The 20,429-nt window shown below is 72.2% G+C and carries 15 protein-coding genes; 10 read left to right on the top strand and 5 right to left on the bottom strand.

Annotated features, from left to right (window positions below):
* Positions 1–173: 173 nt before the first annotated feature.
* The 4 genes from AC5WAM_RS41370 (at position 174) to AC5WAM_RS41385 (ending at position 4,385) form a co-directional block, all read left to right on the top strand.
* Positions 174–509 (top strand): histone-like nucleoid-structuring protein Lsr2, encoded by a 336-nt coding sequence (locus AC5WAM_RS41370; RefSeq protein ID WP_495520897.1) that lies wholly within the window; start codon positions 174–176, stop codon positions 507–509.
* Positions 510–701: 192 nt separating this feature from the next.
* Complete coding sequence (locus AC5WAM_RS41375) at positions 702–1,751, top strand: aldo/keto reductase (RefSeq protein WP_366795235.1); 1,050 nt, start codon at positions 702–704, stop codon at positions 1,749–1,751.
* Between the two features lie 140 nt (positions 1,752–1,891).
* A complete protein-coding gene (locus tag AC5WAM_RS41380) occupies positions 1,892–3,595 on the top strand; it encodes an amidohydrolase (protein WP_495520898.1) in 1,704 nt (567 codons plus the stop codon).
* 31 nt (positions 3,596–3,626) lie between these two features.
* Positions 3,627–4,385: a helix-turn-helix transcriptional regulator gene (locus AC5WAM_RS41385; RefSeq protein WP_495520899.1), complete on the top strand. Its 759-nt coding sequence runs from the start codon at positions 3,627–3,629 to the stop codon at positions 4,383–4,385.
* 48 nt (positions 4,386–4,433) lie between these two features.
* Here the strand turns inward: AC5WAM_RS41385 and AC5WAM_RS41390 are convergent, their stop codons facing one another.
* Together AC5WAM_RS41390 and AC5WAM_RS41395 are read right to left on the bottom strand one after the other, a co-directional pair.
* Positions 4,434–4,880 carry a PPOX class F420-dependent oxidoreductase gene (locus tag AC5WAM_RS41390; RefSeq protein ID WP_495520900.1) on the bottom strand — a complete coding sequence of 149 codons (447 nt, stop codon included), beginning with the start codon at positions 4,878–4,880 and terminating at the stop codon, positions 4,434–4,436.
* 9 nt (positions 4,881–4,889) lie between these two features.
* Positions 4,890–5,462: a GNAT family N-acetyltransferase gene (locus AC5WAM_RS41395; protein ID WP_495520901.1), complete on the bottom strand. Its 573-nt coding sequence runs from the start codon at positions 5,460–5,462 to the stop codon at positions 4,890–4,892.
* A 163-nt stretch (positions 5,463–5,625) separates the two neighbouring features.
* On the opposite strand from AC5WAM_RS41395, the gene AC5WAM_RS41400 reads away from it, so the two are divergent.
* The 5 genes from AC5WAM_RS41400 to AC5WAM_RS41420 all read left to right on the top strand — a co-directional run bounded on the left by AC5WAM_RS41400 (position 5,626) and on the right by AC5WAM_RS41420 (position 13,856).
* On the top strand, positions 5,626–6,144 hold the full coding sequence (locus AC5WAM_RS41400) for a lytic polysaccharide monooxygenase auxiliary activity family 9 protein (protein ID WP_172384182.1): 519 nt from the start codon (positions 5,626–5,628) through the stop codon (positions 6,142–6,144).
* A 313-nt stretch (positions 6,145–6,457) separates the two neighbouring features.
* Entirely contained in the window at positions 6,458–7,801 is a 1,344-nt protein-coding gene (locus AC5WAM_RS41405) for a TolB family protein (protein WP_495520902.1), read from the top strand.
* Between the two features lie 216 nt (positions 7,802–8,017).
* Complete coding sequence (locus AC5WAM_RS41410) at positions 8,018–8,998, top strand: ABC transporter permease (protein WP_495520903.1); 981 nt, start codon at positions 8,018–8,020, stop codon at positions 8,996–8,998.
* A complete protein-coding gene (locus AC5WAM_RS41415) occupies positions 8,995–12,084 on the top strand; it encodes a dipeptide ABC transporter ATP-binding protein (RefSeq protein WP_495520904.1) in 3,090 nt (1,029 codons plus the stop codon). Before AC5WAM_RS41410 ends, AC5WAM_RS41415 begins: the two co-directional genes overlap by 4 nt.
* Before the next feature lie 92 nt (positions 12,085–12,176).
* Positions 12,177–13,856: an ABC transporter family substrate-binding protein gene (locus AC5WAM_RS41420; protein WP_495520905.1), complete on the top strand. Its 1,680-nt coding sequence runs from the start codon at positions 12,177–12,179 to the stop codon at positions 13,854–13,856.
* Between the two features lie 11 nt (positions 13,857–13,867).
* Here AC5WAM_RS41420 and AC5WAM_RS41425 read toward each other — a convergent pair whose 3' ends face one another.
* The 3 genes from AC5WAM_RS41425 to AC5WAM_RS41435 all read right to left on the bottom strand — a co-directional run bounded on the left by AC5WAM_RS41425 (position 13,868) and on the right by AC5WAM_RS41435 (position 17,119).
* Entirely contained in the window at positions 13,868–15,757 is a 1,890-nt protein-coding gene (locus AC5WAM_RS41425) for an AMP-dependent synthetase/ligase (RefSeq protein ID WP_495520906.1), read from the bottom strand.
* Positions 15,754–16,371 carry a winged helix-turn-helix domain-containing protein gene (locus AC5WAM_RS41430; RefSeq protein ID WP_366795245.1) on the bottom strand — a complete coding sequence of 206 codons (618 nt, stop codon included), beginning with the start codon at positions 16,369–16,371 and terminating at the stop codon, positions 15,754–15,756. The genes AC5WAM_RS41425 and AC5WAM_RS41430 overlap by 4 nt, the downstream gene beginning before the upstream one ends.
* Before the next feature lie 130 nt (positions 16,372–16,501).
* Positions 16,502–17,119 (bottom strand): ATP-binding protein, encoded by a 618-nt coding sequence (locus tag AC5WAM_RS41435; protein ID WP_495520907.1) that lies wholly within the window; start codon positions 17,117–17,119, stop codon positions 16,502–16,504.
* A gap of 353 nt (positions 17,120–17,472) precedes the next feature.
* On the opposite strand from AC5WAM_RS41435, the gene AC5WAM_RS41440 reads away from it, so the two are divergent.
* A complete protein-coding gene (locus AC5WAM_RS41440; RefSeq protein WP_495520908.1) occupies positions 17,473–20,358 on the top strand; it encodes an ATP-binding protein in 2,886 nt (961 codons plus the stop codon).
* Positions 20,359–20,429 lie beyond the last annotated feature (71 nt).

Consider the following 20,429-nt stretch of genomic DNA (forward strand, 5'->3'; position numbering starts at 1 on the left):
TGGATTGGGGGGTAGAGAAGTTGTATGCGGACGAAGGCGCCCCACGGCAGCGTGTGAAACTCGGACAAGCGCGCTGACTGGTCGGCGTGAGCGTCAGCGGATAGCGGCCACGACAAGCCCGGTGGCCGGTAGGCCGCCCCTCATCGGCGAACCCCTTTACGAAAGGCACAACCATGGCACAGCGCGTTGAAATCAAGCTGATTGACGACCTGGACGGCAAGACGGCCGACGAGACCGTGACGTTCGGCCTGGACGGCAAGGTGTACGAGATCGACCTCAGCACCAAGAACGCCGACAAGCTGCGCGGTCTCCTCGAGCCGTACCTGAAAGGCGGCCGCAAGACCGGTGGTAGCCGCAGCGTGAAGCAGCCCGCAGCCAAGGGCAAGAGCGCCGCCGGACAGGACACCGCCAAGATGCGCGCCTGGGCGAAGGAGAACGGTTTCGAGGTCAACGACCGCGGCCGCGTCCCGGCGAACATCCGCGAGGCCTACGAGAAGGCCGCCGCCTGATATCGGCCGCTCGGAGAGAACGCGAACCGTGCGGCCGCCGCGCACGGGTGAGCCGGAGCCCCGGCTCACCCCGACCGGCGGTCGCTGACGGCCGGGCCGCCCTGAGGGAGCCCAAGACCGTGCTTGCCCTGGAGCGCACTTGAACTCGTAAGGTCGCCGAGGTCCGAGAAGGCGATCTCCGAGGAGAGCGGCATGCGCTACCACGTTCTGGGCGGAACCGGCATAGAAGTCAGTTCGTACTGCCTGGGCACCATGATGTTCGGCTTCGTCGGCAACGCCGACCACGACGACTGCGTCCGGATCGTCCACACCGCCCTCGACGAGGGCATCAACTTCGTCGACACGGCCGACATGTACTCCGCAGGCGAGTCCGAGACGATCGTCGGCAAGGCCCTCAAGGACCGGCGCGACGACGTGGTCCTCGCGACCAAGGTCCACTTCCCGATGGGTGAGGGCCCGAACCGGGGCGGCAACTCCCGGCGCTGGATCGTCAAGGCGGTCGAGGACAGCCTGCGGCGCCTCGGCACGGACTGGATCGACCTCTACCAGGTGCACCGGCCCGACCACACCACCGACATCGAAGAGACGCTCTCCGCCCTCACCGACCTGGTGCGCCAGGGAAAGATCAGAGCGTTCGGCTGCTCCACGTTCCCCGCCGACCAGATCGTCGAGGCCCACCACGTCGCCGACCGCCGCGGGCTCCAGCGTTTCCGCACCGAGCAACCGCCCTACTCCCTCCTCGCCCGCGGCGTGGAGCGGCACGTCCTGCCCGTGGCGCAGCGCCTCGGCATGGGCGTCCTGACCTGGTCCCCGCTGGCCTCGGGATTCCTGACCGGGCGCTACCGCAAGGGCCGGGCCCTCGACCTGAGCAGCGGCCGCCCCACCCTGAACCCGGACCGCTTCGACCCGGCGGCGCCGCGCACCGCCGCCAAACTGGACGTCGTCGAGCAGCTCGTCGCCGTCGCGGACGAAGTCGGCTGCACGCTGCCCGAGCTGGCGATCGCCTTCCCGCTCGCGCACCCGGCGGTCACGTCGGTCATCATCGGCCCGCGCACGCCGCAACAGCTGCGCGACACCCTCAAGGGAGCGTCCGTGGTCCTGGACGACGCCGCCCTGGACCGCATCGACGAGATCGTGCCGCCCGGCACGGACGTCTACCACCCGGACGGCGCGTGGACGCCGCCGTCGCTCACCACCCCTGCCCTCCGGCGCCGCCCGGCCCACTCCAGGTCCGCCGACTGACACCGGCCCCGACCAGGCGGCCGCGCCGAGAGGGCGTATCGGTGGGATGACCGATGTGCGGGGGAGAGCGGCGCGGCCATAGTCCTCGGGAGATCGTTCCCGGGCGCTCGCAGCGCGCCCGGCACCCGAAAGGACCCTCTGTGGACACGTATGCCGACCTGGTGTTTCTCGACGGCCGAGTGGTCACGGTCGATGCGGAGTTCTCCATCGCCTCGGCCCTGGCCGTGACCGGCGGGGTCATCAGCGCCGTCGGCGAGCGGGACGACGTCGCCCCGCTCATCGGGCCCGACACCCGCGTCGTCGACCTGCGCGGGGCGACACTGCTCCCCGGAATCAACGATTCCCATCTGCACGGATGCGCCTTCGGCATGTCGACGCCGCCGCTCTCCGTCGAACTCGGCCACCCCGCCGTGTCCTGCCTCACGGACGTCGCCGACGCGGTACGCGAAGCCGTCGGGCGCACCCCCGCCGGGCAGTGGATCACCGGGCACGGCTGGGACCCGGGCTACCTCGACGAATGCGTCGCCGACCCGTCGCGGACGCCCTCGCGGCACGACCTGGACGCCGTGAGCCCCGACCACCCCGTCGTCCTGTACTCCTTCTCCGGCCACGCCACGTGGGTCAACTCCAAGGCCCTGGAGCGCATCGGGATCGACCGGGACACCGTCGCCCCGCCCGGCGGAGCCATCGTCACCGACGCCGCAGGGGAGCCCACCGGACTGCTCCACGAGGGCGCCCAGGCCCTGATCCAGAACGCGCTGCCGCCGCTCAGCCGCCAGGAGCGGACCGAGGCGATCCGGTCCGCCCTCGCCGCCCTCGCCCGGCTCGGCATCACCAGCTACACCGAGCCCGGACTCGGCCCCGGCGGCGACGGCATCATGCGCGGCGCCCTCGGCTCCCAGACCCTGGAGGTCTACCGGCAGCTCCTGGCCGACGGCGAACTGACCGCCCGCGTCGGCGTCCTGCTCCTGCCCACCGGAATGGCGAGCACTGCCGAGGAGTTCGCCCGCACCCTCACCGCCATCGGCGCGCAGGGGGACGCGGACCCGCGCCGCCTCGCGATCCACGGCGTCAAGGTCTTCGCCGACGGCGTCGTCCCCAACAAGACGTCCTGGATGCACGAGCCGTACGTCGGCGGCGGCTGCGGCTCCCTGTGCGTCGGCGGCGCCAGCGACACCGAGCGGACCGCCGAGATCGACGCCATCATCCGCCACGCCCACGTCGCCGGGCACCAGCTGGGCATCCACGTCACCGGCGACCGGGCCTGCGACACCGTCGCGGACGCCTTCGCCGCGGCCATGGCCGGACACCCGCGGTCCGACGCCCGCCACTACATCATCCACGGCGACTTCCTGACCGCGCACAGCATGGAGGTCCTTGCCGCGCACGACTTCGGGGTCAACATGAACCCCACCATCAAGTGGACCGTCGCCGACATGGAGGAGGACTTCGTCGGCGCCGAGCGCGCCGCGTACGCGTGGCCCTACCGCGATGCCATCGACGCGGGCGTGCGCGTCGCGAGCGGGTCCGACGCCCCCGTCACGCACCCGGACTGGCGCCAGGGCGTCGCCACCATGGTGCTGCGCGAGTCGAAGGCCGCAGGCCGGGTCAGCGGTCCCGAGCAGCGCATCGGCCTGGCCGAGGCCCTCCGTACGTACACGATCAACGCGGCCTGGCAGGACTTCGCCGACGACTGGAAGGGCTCCCTGGAGCCGGGCAAGGCCGCCGACCTGTGCGTGCTCGACGGGGACCTGCTCACCGCTGACCCCCACGACATCCCCGCGATGCCGGTCGTCCTCACCGTCATGGACGGGCAGGTCGTGCACGACACGCTTCGCGTTTGACGTATTCCAGACACATGATCATCCTTGGGGGATGGCAGCGCGGCGGAGCACGGCGGACATCCTGGACGCGGCCGTCCACGTCCGGGAGGCCGCCAGGAGCGCCGCGGCCGGCGCGAGCGGTCTCGACCCGGTCCTGACCGCGCTGTCCGAGGTGATGGAGTACGACCACGCCTCGCTGACCCGGTGGGATCCGCTCCACCGGCGCCACACCACCCTCGCCGGGAGCTACCCGGACGACGCCACGGCCTACATCGAGAACCGCCTCCACCGCGACCCGGTGTTCCCGGTGCTCCGCAGCCCGGAGCGGGGCGGCCTCTGGCTCAGGGACGTTCCCGCGCAGCTCCTGGCGGCGTCCCCCGGCTTCCAGGACGTGCTGTCCCCCCTCGGTATCGAGGACGGCGTGGCCCAGTGCCTGTTCGCCGCCGACGGCCGGTACGTCGGCATGCTGAACATCAGCACCCGCCGACCGCGACGCGCGCCCGACCCGGCGCGCGCCGTGGTCACCCTGCTCACGGAGTCCCTCGCCGCGGCCGTCGCCCCGCGGGCGGACCCGCCGCCCGCGAAGGCCCCCGCGGCCCCCGGACGGCCGGGGGGACTCTCGCCCCGCGAACTCCAGGTCCTCGCCGAGCTGACCACGGGCCGCACCAACCGCGAGATCGCCGAGCGGCTGTACGTCACGCCGCGCACCGTGGGCACCCACATCGAGCACATCCTCGCCAAGCTGGACCTGCCCAACCGCGCGGCGGCCGCGGCGCGCGCGGCGGCCTGGGGCATCGAAGCCTCCGGCTGACGCCCGGCCTGGCCGCAGCCGTGGAGCCCCCACCCCGCACGCCGCAGGTCAGGAAGCCGGGACAGGACCGCCGGGCCGGAAGCGCTCGACGCCGACGATGTGCCGGACCTTGGTGGGGCGCACGATCACCCCGACCCGCTCCTCGCCGGGCATGAGCCACTCGAAGCGTTCGCTGCCCAGGTACTTGCGCGCCAGCCGGTCCATCATCGCGTGGGCCTCCGCGCCCTCGACGAAGCGGTCCACCACGCCGCTGATCTGTACGCGGTCGAAGGGATCGGCGGCGTCCGCGTGGGAGAGGTAGACGCGGGGGTCGCGGCGCAGGTTCTCCTCCTTCACCCGGCCCACCGAGGTGTTGAACATCAGTTCGTCCTCTCCTTCCAGGTCCACCCACATGGGGCTGACCTGCGGTGCTCCATCGGCGAACACCGTGCCGACGTACCAGATGTGAGCGGCCCGGAGCCGAGCGCGTACGGAGTCGTTGAACGTTGCAGTCATCAGGGGAGGCTACCAATCATGATCATCGGGTCGCGGTGGCGGTGCGGGCCGCTCCAGGCGCCAGACGACGTTGATCCCGCTGCCGGAGGGGGCCGTGGGCAAAGGCCCCTGCTCGCGGCGGATTTCGGTGAAGCCCAGCCGGCGCGGTACGGCGGCACTTGAGGTGTTGGCGGCGTCGTGCGTGATCTCCAGGTACGCCACGTCCGGGAGGGCGAACATCTCGGCGACCACGGCTGCCGTCGCCCGCGTGGCGATGCCCCGGCCCGTGGCGGCCGGGTGCAGCCAGTACCCCATGAGCCGGCCCCGGGGCTCGGGGCCCCGGTAGGACTGGCACATGCCGATGGGCGTGCCGCTCCGGGCGACGGCGTAGTTGTACACGTCTCCGCTCGCCCACTTCGACGCGGCCCGCGCGAGGAAGGTCCGGGTGTGCTCCGCGCTGTGTGCCTCGACCCACGGTTCCCAGGGCCGCAGGTGCTCCACCGACTCCTCGATCAACGTGAACGCCCGCTCGAAGTCGCGCTGCCCCCGCCAGCGCCGCAGGACGAAGTCTCCGCAGTCGATGAGCTGTCTCGGTCGGACCATGGCGGCCATGGTCGTTCGCGGAACGGCCGCGTGCAAGGGCGGGCCGGGCGAGCCACATGTGCCTGCCGCGCCCCGGAACGCGTTCATGGCCACTTCCGTCCCGTGCTTCTTGACCGCGTATGGCCGCGCGCTATGGTCCGGACTAATGACGGAAGGAGTTGTCATGTTCGCGAAAAAGAGCCTGGCCGCCGCCCTCGTCCTGGGCCTCGCACCCCTGATCGCCGTGAGCCTCCCGGCCGCTCCGGCCCAGGCGCACGGCTGGGTGACCTCACCCGCCAGCCGACAGGACCAGTGCTTCAACGGGAGCGTGGAGTGCGGTCCCATCAAATGGGAGCCCGACGCGGTCGAAGGCCCCAAAGGCCTCAAGAGCTGCAGCGGCGGCAATGCCCAGTTCGCCGACCTGGACGACGACAGAAAGGGCTGGGCCGTCCACGGCGTCGCCAACTCGACCACGTTCACCTGGCGGTTGACCGCGCAGCACTCCACGACCACGTGGCAGTACTTCGTGGGTTCTCGGAAAGTCGCCGAGTTCGACCAGGGTGGCGCGCAGCCGCCCCAGTTTGTCCGCCATACCGTCAATTTCGGCAGTCTCCGGGGACCGCAGAAGGTCCTGGCCGTCTGGAACATCGCCGACACGGAGAATGCGTTCTACGCCTGCATCGACGTGAACATCCGCGGCTAGGCGGTTTCCCCGGGACCGGGCGGCGCCGACTGCCGAATCGGCGCCAATGGTTGCCCATTCCACGGGACTACGGCACAAAAGCCCGCCGTAACGCTTCTGCCACCTGATGCAACCGACGCATCCACACCGTGGAGGGCACGCGGCACATTGACCTCCTGGGCTTCACCGTGTTCGCTCGCCTACGGTGCGCGGGGCCGGGGACGAACTCCGCAGCGACGGATATCCGAGTGCCCGGGGTATCCGCCGCGGCCTTCGCCGGCCGACGCGCGCCCGGACAGCACACAGAGACGGCCGTCACCACAGGAGGAACCGGATGCCCGTTCATCAGCGCGTGACGGCTGTCGGCGCCGCGCTCACCGCCCTCTGCGCCATGGCCGCCCTTTCGCCGGGCGCCTCTGCCGCCCCCGCCGCCGCCCCGCACACCGAGCGGCTGAGCGTCGGCCCGACGGGCGCCCAGGGCAACGCGGCTTCCAGCGGGCCCGCCATCAGTGCCGACGGCCGCTACGTCGCCTTCGTCTCGGCGTCCCGCAACCTGGTCGCGCACGACACCAACGGCACCCCCGACGCCTTCGTCCGCGACCTGCGCACCGGGACCACGGAACGCGTCAGCGTCCGGAGCGACGGCAAGGCGAGCCACGGCGTCGTACGGGAGATCTCCCTGAGCCCCGACGGACGGTACGTGGTCTTCACCTCCACCGCCGACGACCTCGTCCGCGGTGACCCCAACGACCTCGATGACGTCTTCCTGCACGACCGTCGCACCGGCAGAACCGAACGGATCAGCCCCACCCGCGCCTCCTACGACGGGCTGCGCGGCCCCCTGACGTACGACCCGGTGGTCAGCGGCGACGGCCGGTACGTCGCGTACGCGTCGGGCGCCGAGGACCTCGTCGCGGGGGACGCGAACAAGCGGGACGACGTCTTCCTCTACGACCGCAAGAAGAGGACCACGGAGCTGGCGCAGCTCGGCAACGACGGCAAGCACGGCGAGGGCGACGCGTTCGGGCCCGCGTTCGCGGGCGACCTGGGCGGCCGCTATGTCGCCTTCACCTCGAACGCCTCCGGCCTGACCGACGTGGAGGACCACCTTTCCGCAACGGACGTCTTCCTGCGCGACCGCGAGAAGCACACCACGGAACTCATCTCCGTTCCGCACGGCTACAACCGCAAGACCCCGTCCTGGGGCGCCGCCCTCAGCGGGGACGCCCGCGCTGTGGCGTTCACCTCCACCTCCAGCGTGCTCCGCCCCGAGGGACCGGCCCCGAAGAGCGGGCACAACGTCTTCCTCTACGACCGCGAGGCCCAGCGCATGCGCCTGGTCAGCGCCGCCGCGGACGGCACACCGGCCGACGGCGACAGCGACGACGTCGCACTGAGCCGCACCGGCCGCTACGCGGTGTTCACCTCCGCCGCCACCAACCTCGACCCCGGCAACGACGGAGACAGCAGCACGGACGTCTTCCTGAAGGACATGCAGACCGGCGCGGTGACCCTCGTCAGCGTCGAGACCGACCTCGCCTCCGAGGACACCGCGCCGGGCCCGCGCACCGGCGTCACCGAGGACGGCAGCGCGGCGGTGTTCGACTCCCCGGCCGGGAACCTCGTCCCCGACGACACCAACAGCGCACCCGACGTGTTCCTGCGCCGTCTGCGCTGAACACACGTGCCCATGGCCGGAGTACGGGATCGGCGTACGGATGGGTCCCGAGGGGCGCCTGTTCCCCGGGCGTCCCCCTTACGGGTACGGATACTCAGCCCAGGGCCGCACGTGACGGACAGATAGCTACTCTTTTCGGTGCCCCGGCCCGTGAGCCGGTCCGAGGCAAGCGCCATTCGATCGTCCCAGACGGCATCGAATCGAGGGGCCTCGTCCGTGTTCCGCTGCTGCGCTCGCCGACTGACCGCCACTCTCTTCCTGGTCCTGGTGGCGGTCGGCTGCACCTACCTCCTCGCCGCACTGAGTCTGGACCCGAGAGCCACCTACGTCGACCGCAACCCGCCGCCGCCCCCGGCGGAGGTCCAAGCCGTCCTCGACGCCTACAACCTCAACCCCGACACCCCGGTCGTCGAACGGTTCGCGCGCTGGGCACAAGGGGTCGCCCACGGCGACCTGGGCCGCACCGTGTCCGGCGCACCGGTGGGCCCGGAATTCCTGCGTCGCGCGGCGACCAGTGCCCGGCTCGTGCTGATCGCCACCGTCATCGGGTCGGCCGGAGGGATCCTGCTGGGGTCCTGGAGCGCCTCGCTGCGGGGGGGCCGGAGGGGCCGGGCCCTGACCATGGCGGCCTTCACCGTCCTCGCCACTCCGGTCTTCGTCCTCGCCCTGGCCCTCCAGCTCTGGGCGCGGAACATCAACGACCTGGTGGGGAGCACCGTCTTCGAGTACACCGGTGAGTACGCGCCCGGGACCACGGGGACCTGGGACAGGCTGATCAGCAGAACCCAGCACGCGGTTCTCCCGGCCGCCACGCTGATCGCCTTCCAAGTCGCGCTCTTCAGCCTGTACCAGCGCCAGACGATGCTCGACGTGGTGCACGAGGACTTCGTGCGCACCGCCCGGGCCAAAGGCCTCTCCCGGCGCACGGCGCTGCGCAGGCACGCGCTGCCGGTGGCGGTCCTGCCGCTGCTGCCGCTGCTGACCTACAACGCGGTGTTGACGTTCACCGGAGCCGTCTTCATCGAGAAGATCTTCGGCTGGCACGGCATGGGCGAATGGCTCGTCGACTCCGTGCTCGCCCAGGACGTCAACGTCGTAGCGGCGGTCGGGCTCTTCACCGCGGTCCTGGTGCTCGTCGCGGGGCTCGTCGCCGACGTCCTGCACCTCGTTCTCGATCCGAGGAGCAGGACGCCATGAGCGTGTTCCCCGACCCCGGCGGCCTGCTGACGGCCGCTCAGGACGATCCTCTGGGCGGCGGGAGCACAAGCCGCGGAGCCGCCGGGGTGGTACGCGGGCTGGGACATCACCCGGCGGCACTCGTCGGCTCGGTGATGCTCGTCGGGCTCGCCGCACTGGCCTGCTGCGGACCCCTGTTCCAGCCCTGGGACCACCGCGATCTCGACCCGCTGGCCCTGCGCCGGCCTCCGGGCGGCAGCCACCCGTTCGGGACCGACGGCGCGGGAGCGGACGTCTTCGCCCTGGTCCTGCGCGGCACCCAGAGGTCGCTGGCCGTCGGTCTGCTCACCGCGCTCCTCTGTACGGCGATCGCGGTCGCCATCGGGACCGTCGCGGGCTACGCCGGCGGCTGGACGGACCGCGCCGCGCTCGGCTGCATCCAGTTGTTCCTGGTCCTGCCCGGGTTCCTGTTGGTCACGGCCCTGTCGCCGGTCGTCGAGGACACGACGTGGCTGCTCCTCGTGGTGTTCCTGGCGGCGTTCGGCTGGATGATCACTGGGCGGGCCGTCCGCACCGGCACGAGGTCGCTCAAGCAGCGCGACTTCGTGCGGGCGTCCCGCTACCTCGGAGTGCCCGGCCGGACAGTGATCCGCCGGCACGTCGTTCCCTCCCTGGCGTCCTTCCTCATCATCGACGCGACGCTCCAGTTCGGGTCCGCCGTGATCGCCGAAGCGGGACTCGCCTACCTGGGCTTCGGGGTGCACCCGCCGGAGGTGTCGCTCGGGGCCCTCATCGCCACGGGCACGCCCAACGCGCTGGCGTATCCCTGGCTCTTCTACTTCCCCGCAGGATATCTGCTGCTGTTGTGCCTGTCGCTGTTCCTGATCGGTGACGGCCTGCGCGACGCACTCGACCCGAGGTCGGTGGCGACACGCGGCCCGCGCGCCACCACGCGGCGTGCCCCGCCCGTCGCCGAAGCCCCGCCCGCGAGCGAGCCGACGCACACACACGGGCCACCGGTGCTGGAGGTGCGGGACCTGCACGTCTCCCTGCCGAGCTCCGGCGGGACCGTGCGCGCGGTGCGGGGCGTGTCCTTCGCGGTGCGCCCGGGCGAGGTCCTGGCCATCGTCGGTGAGTCAGGGGCAGGGAAGTCGGCCACGGCGGCAGCCGTCCTCGGCCTGCTCCCCGAACACGCCGAAGTCCGCGGCTCCGTGAGACTGCACGGACGAGAACTCCTGGCCCTGGACGAGGCGGGCCTGTGCCGCGTCCGTGGCAACGACCTGGCCGTCGTCTTCCAGGACTCCCTCTCCTCGCTGACCCCCGTGTACTCCGTCGGCAACCAGATCGTGGAGGCCCTGCGCGTACACCAGCGCCTGTCCCGGACAGCGGCGCGACGGCGGGCGATCGAGCTCCTGGACGCCGTGGACGTGCCCGACCCGGGGCGGCGGATCGACGCCTACCCGCACGAGCTCTCCGGCGGAATGCGCCAGCGCGTCGCCATCGCGATGGCCATCGCCAACGACCCGTCGGTGCTCGTGGCCGACGAACCCACGACCGCCCTGGACGTGACGACCCAGGCCCAGGTCCTGGACCTGATCGGCAAGGCCCGTACGGCCACCGGAGCAGCCGTCGTGATCATCACGCACGACCTGGCCGTGGTCGCGGGCCTCGCCGACCGGATCCACGTCATGTACGCGGGGCGTTTCGTCGAGGAAGGCACCGTGGACGACGTCTACGAGCGGCCCCGGATGCCGTACACGGTCGGTCTGCTCGGCGCGGTGCCCCGTCTGGAGGTCCGTCGGCGTGCGCTGACACCGATCGAGGGGAGTCCGCCGAGCGCCCTCCGCCTGCCCCAGGGGTGTGCTTTCGCGCCACGCTGTCCCCTGGCCGACGACGTCTGCCGCGAGGAGGAGCCCGCCCTGAAGATCCGCTACGGCGAGGGCCACCCCACCGCGTGCCTGCGCAGCGAAGAGGTCGGGCGCAAGCACGCGCGCGAACAGCGCCAGGGCACGGCCCGCACGGCGGTCGGCCCGGCATCCCTCACATCGGGTCCGGGAACGCCCTGGGAGGGCACGCCCCGCGCCGAGCGGCCCGTCGTGCTGCGGATGGAGGAGGTGGTGCGTCATTACCCGGGCCGCCGGTCGACATCGGGGTGGTCCAGGACGGCCCTGGTACGGGCCGTGGACGGCGTCAGCCTGGACATCAGGCAGGGCGAGACGCTCGCCCTCGTCGGCGAATCCGGCAGCGGCAAGACCACGCTGCTGAGACAGGTCGTGGAACCGCAGCCGCAGCGGAGGCACGCGACCGGCACCGTGCTGGTGGCCGGACAGGACAGCCGCCGAGCGGCGCCCGGCCTGCGGCGACGGCTGAGCCGTGAGGTGCAGATGGTGTTCCAGGACCCCGTCGCGTCCCTGGACCCGCGCATGACCGTCGACAGCATCCTCACCGAGCCGCTGCTCGCGCACGGCTGGACCCGCGAGGCGAGCGCCCGCCGGGCCGCCGGCCTGCTCGACCTGGTGGGCCTCGGCGCGGAGCACCGGGACCGCTACCCCGCACAGCTCTCCGGAGGTCAGGCCCAACGCGTCGGCATCGCACGGGCGTTGGCCCTGCGGCCGAAGCTGCTGCTGCTCGACGAGCCCGTCGCGGCGCTGGACGTCTCCGCGCAGGCGACCGTGCTCAACCTGCTGCACCGGCTGCGGGCGGAGCTGGGCCTCAGCTGCCTCCTGGTCACCCACGACCTCGCCGTGGCCGGTTACCTCGCCGACCGCGTCGCCGTCATGCACCGGGGACGCGTCGTCGAGACCGGTGCCGCCCACGCGGTCCTCGCCCGGCCCAGCCACCCCTACACCCAGGTCCTGCTGTCCGCGGTGCCCCGGCCCGAGCCGAGACGGGAGCGGGCCCGGACCCGCCTCCCGGTGGTGGCAGAGGAGCCGGGACCGGTGGACGTCCACGCGGGATGCCCCTTCCGCCGCCGCTGCCCCCGCTACGCCGACCTGCCGCCCGAGCAGCGAAGACGCTGCGAGGTCGAGGACCCGGTGCCCTCGGCGCAGGGAGAGGACCACACCGCGGCCTGTCACTTCGCCGGCCCTCGCGAGGGCCGGGGCTGAGGGCCACCAGCAGCAGCCGCCCACGTCGGAAGAGCCCGATTCGGCGCACAGGGGCGGGGATCGGTAGTCACCTCCACAGGAAGGCAGCCCCCATGCGCCCTTCTCGCACGGCAGTCACCTCGGTGCTCGCAGCCGCTGTCTGCGCCTCGCTCGTCAACGCGTGCGCGACCCGCCACGACAAGCCCCCGTCGGCGGGACCGGCCGCGAGCCAGGTCAACCGCGTCGACCGCGCCGACCTGAGGAAGGGAGGCGTACTCGACTGGCCGCTCGGCGTCATCCAGGACAACCTCAACGTCCGCCATCTCGACGGCGGGAACATCGACACGCGCCGCGTCATGGAGTCGATGATGCCCGTCCTCATGAAGAGCGACGACCGAGGCCGGGTGGCGCCGGACCCCGACTACCTCGTCTCCGCCGTGTCCCGTACGAAGGCGGGACGGCAGCGCGTCACCTACCGCATCAACGACGATGCGCGATGGAGCGACGGGACCCCGATCACCTACCAGGACTTCCTGGCGAACTGGCGCGCCCAGAACGGCAGGGACCCGGACTTCCACGCGGTGTCCCACACGGGCTACGACCTGATCGCGAAGGTGTCGAGGGGGCCCGGGGGAGACCGGGAGGTCACCGTCGACTTCGCCAGACCCTTCGGGGAGTGGCGCTCGCTGTTCACGCCCCTGTACCCGGCGTCCGTCATCCGCACGCCCCGCGGCTTCAACGACGGATTCAAGGGCAAGGCCCGCGTCACGGCCGGGCCGTTCAAGTTCGCCCAGCGCGACGAGACCGCGAAGACACTGACCGTGGTGCGCGACGAGAAGTGGTGGGGGGACACCCCGCTGCTCGACAAGATCGTATTCCGCGTGCTCGACCCGGCCGCGCACGCAGGGGCCTTCGCCAACGGAGAGGTCGACTTCTTCGACGTGGGGACGAAGGCCGCCGCCTACCGGTCCGCCCAGGACACGCCGCACGCGCGGATCCTCAGGGCCGGATCGGCGACCCACCACCAGCTGACGATGAACGGAAAGAGCCCCGTCCTGCGGGACGCCCGCGTGCGGAGGGCACTGGCGCGGGCCATCGACCGCCGGCGGATCGCGGAAGTCGCGCTCCAGGGAGTCGACTGGAACGCACAACCGCTCGGCAACCACTTCCTCCTGCCCCAGCAGGCCGGTTACCAGGACAACGCGGGCCGGATCGGCACCTACGACCCCGCGGCCGCCCGCGCGGCGCTTGCCTCGGCCGGGTGGCACCTCGACGGCACCGTCCGCGAGAAGGACGGCCGCAAGCTCGAACTGGACTACCTGGCCATGAGCGGCGACGCCGAAGCGCAGAACGAGGGGCGGGTCCTTCAGGCCATGCTCCGCACCGCAGGCGTCCGGCTGAAACTCACGCTCGTTCCGCTCAACGTGCTCTTCGAGCGCTACATCATCCCCGGCAACTTCGACCTGACGACAGTGAGTTGGACCATGAGGCCCTTCCCGGTGTCGGTCAACCGCAGCCTCTACGTGAAGCCCAAGGGGAAGGACATGCAGTTGAACTTCTCACGGACCGGGACATCGCGGATCGACGCGCTGCTCGACGAGGCGGCGACCGAGACGGACAAGCGGAAGGTCGTCGACGTCATCAACCGCGCCGATCGCCTGATCTGGCAGGAGGCGGCGGACATCCCTCTCTACCAGGATCCGGGAATCGTCGCGTCGAAGCCTTCGCTCGCCAACCTGGGTGCCCAAGGCTTCGCCTCCGTCGTCTATCAGGACATCGGCTTCACCAGGTGAGAGAGGGGACCTCACGGGTAGAGCGCTTCGAGGGAGGCACGGAAGCGTGTGTGCACCACGGGCCGCACGACCTTCATCGAAATGGTCAACTCGCCCTCGTCCAACGACAGATCGCGCTCAAGGACCATGATCGCCTGAGCTCGGTAGTAGTCCTGGAGGGTGGCGTTCGCCTCCGCGAGCGTCCGCTCCAGTTCCGCCAGCAGGACCGGCTCCCGCGTCAGCCGCGGGACGTCGGTGGGCAGGCTCCGCTCGGCCGCCCACTTCTGGGCGTATCGCTCGTCGAGCGTCAGGAGGACCACGAGATGAGGCTTCCCTTCCCCATAGGCGACCGCATGGGAGATCAGCGGGTGCCTGCGCAAGGCGCTCTCCAGGGGATGCGGTGTCACGGCCACCCCGTGGGAGAGCTGGATCAGCTCCTTCTTGCGTCCGGTGAGCGTCAGATATCCGTGCGCGTCGATGCTGCCGAGGTCGCCGGTGTGCAGCCAGCCGTCGCGCACGCTGCCGAACGCGTCCTCGTGATAACCCCAGTAGCCGCTGAAGACGTTGGCGCCCCGGATCAGGACCTCCCCGTCGGGCGCCGTGGCGACCTCGACGCCGGGCAGGGGCCTGCCCACGGTCCCGAGGCGGTAGGCGTCGGGGGTGTTGGTGGTGGCCACCGCCGCCGTCTCCGTCATCCCGTAGCACTCGACGAGGGGGACCCCGCAGCCGAGGAAGAACGAGAGGATCTCCAGGGACACCGGCGCGCCCGATACCGTCGCCCGCCGCAGCGCGCCCCCGAAGTGCCCGCGGACCTCGGCGAACAGCGTCTCCTCCATTGCCTCGAACCACTCCTGGAGGCGGGGCGGCAGGGTCTCCCCGCGCCGGACGCGCTCGCGTGCGTCCAGGCCTGCCCGTGCCGCTTCCAGGGCCAGGGACGCGTCCGCCTCGGACCAGGTGGCGAGGACCGAGCTGTAGATCTGCTCCAGCGCCAGGGGGACCAGCGGCAGGATCTGCGGGCGGGCGGCGCGGATCTCGTCCACCAGGCTGTCGTCGGGGCCGCCGCGGCGGAAGGCGAGCGTGTACCGCGACCACCAGGCCAGGACCTGCATGAGCATCGCGATGGTGTGCGGCCCCGTGACGACGAAGATCGTGCCGTTGCTGTGGTCACGGGCGGCCCCGGGGCGGTGCGGCGGCCGGGGGTGCGCCCGCAGGACGCTGACGTAGTTGCCGTGGGTGAGGGCACAGCCCTTCTTGGGGCCCGTGGTGCCCGAGGTGTAGATGATGGCCAGCAGGTCCTCGGCCCGGACCGCGTCCGAGAGCCGCCGCAGCTCCGCCGCGCCGACCTCGGCCCGCCCCCGGGACCGGAGTTCGCCCAGGCTCACCGTGCGCGCCGGGTGCTCCGCGGGACCGGGGTCCGAGGCCTCGGCGGGGGCGTCCATCAGCACGGCGTGACGCAGCCCGGGCAGGCGGTCCCAGGCGGCCTCGACCTTCGCCAGCTGCGCCGCGTTCTCGCACACCACCACGCGGGCGCCGCAGTCACCGAGCACGTGGACGATCTCCTCGGGGACGGTCGAGGGCAGCAGGGACACCACGACGAGGCCCGAGGTCGCGGCGGCCATGAGCGTCGTCGTCCACTCGGGCCGCAGCCCGCTGAGCACCGCCACGCGATCGCCCGGCGCGAGGCCCAGGGACAGCAGACCGCGCGCCGTGCCCTCGCTGTCGCTCCAGGCCTCGGCGAAGGTCAGGTGACACCCGTCGCCGACGGAGTCGCGCCAGCGCAGCGCCGCCGCGTCGGGCCACAGCGCCGCGTTCCGGCGGGCCAGGTGGGCGAGCGTCTCACCGGGGTCGGTCGGACTGTCCCAGCCGTCGCCGTGGACCAGCCGGCCGTAGCTCGCGATCGGGGTGTCGCCGTCGGCGTTCATACCGCTCCTTCGTCGAGCTCGGCGTGGAGCAGGTAGCCCCGCTGCCGCACCGTGCTGATGATCAAGCCGAGTGGGGCGACCCGGCGGCGCGTGCGCAGGATCCTGACGTCGAGCGCGTTGCGCCGGCCGTTCTCGTCGTCGGGCCACAGCCGGGCGGCCAGCTCTTCGCGGCTGACCACGGATCCGTAGGACTCGGCGAGCGGGCGCGCGATCTCCGCCTCGCCCGCGGCCAGCGGCAGGTGCCGCCCGGCGAAGCGCAGCACGTCCTGCGCGTCGATCACCGGTTTGCGCAGCGAGGCCCTGGCCCGCAAGGTGTCGCAGCGCACCTGTAGTTCCCTCTCGTCGACCGGGAGGCGTGCCCAGTCCTCCATCGGGTCCACGGTCGTGGGCGGCTGCTCCCCGGGGAGCACCAGGAGGAGCCGGGGCACCTTGCGCAGCCGCAGCTCGTGGACCACGGCGGCCTGCTCCGGCCAGCGCAGCGTCGGAATGCCGCCGGTCGCGCGGTGGAGGCTCCGACGTCCTGTCGCAGCGGGGGACACGGCCTGCGGCGCCTGCCGTGTCGGCTCCGCCGGGCGGCCGGGGTGCGGGGGAAGCGGTGCGGGAAAGCGGATCATGTATGCGTCTTCCTGTGGCGCTGGGGACGTGTGCTCTTCGTGAGGCCTCGTCGCCCGGCCGAGCGCCCCTGAGGAAGGGCGCCGGGCATGGAGGGCCTGGGCGTCGCCGCCCTCGATGGCCGGGCCCGCCTCAGCGGGGCCCGGAACCGGCCGGGTCCAACAGGAACCACGTCCTGGTCCCCCTCCGGGTCCGGTTGCAGCCCCACGCGGAGGCCATCGCCTCCACCAGGAGCAGCCCCCGGCCGCTCTCCGCGAGTTCGTCCACGGGGGAGCCGGTGACGGTGGGAGTGCCCTTGGACCCCGAGTCGTCGACCGTGACGATGAGCGAGGCGTCTGTCTGCCGGACGCTGACCTCGACCGTCTCCTCGGTCCGGGAACCCGTCGACGCGTGCTTGACGGCGTTGGACAGCAGCTCGCAGAACAGGAGCTCCACGGTGTCCGCCTGGTCGCCCCAGCCCCACTCGATCACGGAGCGGCGCACCCGGTGGCGGGCGCCGGGCACCGCGTCGGCGGCAGCCGGCAGCCGGAGCCGCAGGGCGCGGAAGCCCCCCGGCCGTCGCGTTCGGCGATCTCGCTGGTAGTGCCGGTCGGTACGGCCGTCCTCGGCGTGCGGCGCCGGATCCGGCGGGGCGGCCACCGGCGGCTCCGCGCCGAGCGGGTGCCGGGCCTGCCCGGTCTCGGTGCGGGCGCTGAGCACGGGCCTGGTCTCCAGTGCCACGGTGCTGCGGTTGTCGAAGAACGGAGTCATCTTGTCTCCTCGGTCCGCTGAGCGGAGCTGTGCGGGATCGCGCCTGTCGACACCCAGAGGACCGCGCGGATAGATGCGCATTCAATGCGGGGCACCACCTATTGCGTGGTGTCGAGCACGGATTACGTGGTGCGGAGCAGGGATGGGGGTGATCTCGTGTGCCGATCCGCCGGGCGCTCGGGGCGCGTCGGGCCGCCCGTTCCACGCTTCGCGCGCCCCCGGCGCCCGGCCGGACGGAGGGGGCCGCGCTGGCTAAACTGGCTGTCTGGCCTGGTGTTTCGGGGAGGCCGTTCACACCCTGCAGAGGACGAGAACCGGTGGCTCAGGCGGTGACTTCCGCGGACATCTCGGGGATGCGAAGAGACGGCTTCACCCTGGTCGGCCGCGAGCGCGAGCTCGAAGACCTCGTCACCTCGCTGCGCAGCCTGCCCTCGGTGGTCATGATCGAAGGCGAGGCAGGCTCAGGGAAGTCCCGCCTCGTCCGTGAAGCGGAACTGCTGCTGACGGCCTCCGGTACGCAGGTCGCGACGGGGCTCTGCTATCCGCTGCGCGAGCCGTTCCCGTACGGCCCCGTCCTCCAGGCCGTCGGCAAGGCGGCGGAGCACCTGCCCCGGAACTGCCTGCTGCCCCCCGAAACCGGCACGCTGGCCGCCTATCTGCCGGACCTGGCCCCGCACCTCGACGACTCCCGGCAGGCGACCTCGGCGATGCCCGAGCGCCTCCGGCTCGTCCTGGGCATCCGCGCCGTGCTGCGCGCGGTCGAGCCGGTGGTGCTGGTCATCGAGGACATGCACTGGGCGGACGAGGCCACGCGCGAACTGCTCTTCCTCATCGCCCGGGAACCCCCCGGCGGCCTCGGCCTCGTCCTCACCTACCGCGCGGAGGACCTGCCGCCCACCGAGCCCGTCCTGGGCAACGCCTACCGGCGGCCGATCGGTGTGTCGGGCGGCGAGATCCGGCTCCAGCCGCTCAGCGCGCGCGAGGTCACGGCCCTGGCCTCGGACGTCGTGGGACGAGTGGCGGGCCACACCCTGGGCCGGGTGCTGCACCGGCGCAGCGCCGGACTCCCCCTGGTGGTGGAGGAGGACCTGCTCACCCTCCTGGACCGGCGCAAGCGGAGCACCTCGCAGGACGCCGCCCAAGGGCTCGAACAGGAAGTGGAGTTCCTGGGCCGGTCACCGGCACCGCGCTCCCTGCGGGAGGCCGTCCACGAGCGGCTGGCCGAGCTGCCGGCGCCCGCCGCCCGCCTCGTGGAGGCCGCGGCCGTCCTCGCGGTCCCCGCGGCGCAGGACGTCCTCGCGGAGGTCGCGGGACTGGAGGCCGAGCAGGCCACCGCCGCGCTCACCCAAGCCCTGCACCGCTCCCTCCTGCACGAGTCGGAACCCGCCAAGTACGCCTTCCGGCACGTGCTCGCGCAGCAAGCCGTCTACGGAGACCTTCCCGGCCCGCAGCGGATCCACCTGCACCAGCGGGCCCACGGCGTGCTGCGCGGACAGCGGCGGCCCGCGCTCGTCCAGATCGCCCACCACACCAAAGCGCTGGGGGACAAGCAGGCGTGGCTGCGCGAGGCGGAGGCCGCGGCCCGCGAAGCCGTCGCCATGGGGGACGACGGCATCGCCTCCCAACTCCTGCACGGCATCCTCGGCGAGGACGGCGTGCGACCCGAGGTGCGGTCGCGCGCCGCGCTCGCCCTCAGCGACATCGCGCACAAATTCACGCGCTTCGCGCACCACCTGGCCATCATGCGACGGCTCGTGGACGACACCACCCTGCCCGTCCAGACCCGTGGTCGCGTGCGGCTCACGCTCGCCGCGGTCCTCGTGAACCACGCGGGCGACAAGGCCGCGTACCGCGAGCTGATGAAGGCGGTGGAGGAGCTCGGACCGTGGCCCTCGCTCGCCGCGTCCGGCATGCTCAACGCGATCTTCTACGAGCGTACGCAGACCGCCGCGGAGCTCGATCAATGGGTGGCACGGGCCGAGAGCGCCCTTCAGGGCTGCCAGGACGAGGCCCGGATGGCCGAACTGGAAGGCGCGAAGCTGTTCTTGATGTCCCGCAAGGGCGACGCCCGCCTGTGGGATCTGGTCGACGCCCTGCCGCGGTCCGCCCCGCACCCCGAGACGCGAAGACAGCGACTCATCGCCCTGTACAACGTCGGGTCGAATGCGTTGAACCGGGGGGAGGACGCGCGTGCGGCCGCGGTGCTGCACGAGGCCGCGCGGCTGACGGCCGACGGCGTCAACCCCTCCCTGGAGTGCTTCGCCCGGACCCAGCTGCTGCGGTGCGACTGGTTCGCCGGAGCCTGGTCGGGCCTCGAAGAGCGCCTCGACGAGCTGAACACGACCTGCCCGGACATGGCGATCGCGCAGCGGGAACGGGCCCTGATCGGCGGGAGCCTCGCGGTCTGCAAGGGGCAGTGGGGCACGGCGATGGAGCATCTGGAGTTCGCCCGCCGCGCAGGCGAGCGCATCGGCGGGACCGTGTGCTCCCTGCACGCCGCGGCCGCGACCGCCGAGGTCCACCTCGCCCGCGACGAGCCCGACAAGGCGTGGGAAACCCTCGGGCCCGCGCTCCGCCTGCTGCGGTCCGCCGGCATCTGGTACAAGCCGCTGGGCACGGTCCAGGCGGCGGTCCGCGCGGGCCTGGCGACCGGTCGCCGTGCCGAGGCGCAGGACCTGGTCGCCGAAGCCCTGGCGGCGCGGGGCGGCAACGTCGCGCCGGCTGCGGACGCCGAACTCTGCGTCGCCCGCGGCGTACTGGAGCAGAGCACCGAACCCGCGAGCGCGGCCCGGTGGTTCCAGCAGGCCCGCGACAGGTGGCGGACCATCGGCAGGCCCTACTTCGCCGCCCGGGCCGCCGAACTGCTCGCGCTGTGCCACAGCGGCCCAGGAGCACAGGCGGAACCCGCTTCCCTCGACGAAGCGCTCGACACCTACAGCAGGCTCGGGGCCACCGCCGACCTCGCCCGGTGCCGGCACGCCTTGCGGCAGGCGGGTGCGAAGCGCCCCGCCACACCGGGGAGGCGCGGCTATGGGGAGGGCCTCTCGCCCCGGGAGGTCGAGGTGGCCCGGCTCCTCGCCGAAGGCGCCAGCAACCGCGACATCGCCCAGGCGCTCTGCCTCTCGGTGCGCACGGTCGAGCACCACGTCGCCCGGACCTTGAAGAAGCTGCGGGTCGTCAACCGCGCCGAGGTGTCCCGGGCCCTCGACGCCCACCTCGGCGACGGCCCGCCCCGGTGAACGCGCAGGCCACCGTGGTGGTCCGGCGCGGCGGAGCAGGAAGGGCGCGGGCACACGTGAGCCTCTGCCGG

The sequence above is a fragment of the Streptomyces sp. JLYT201 genome (assembly GCF_059448825.1).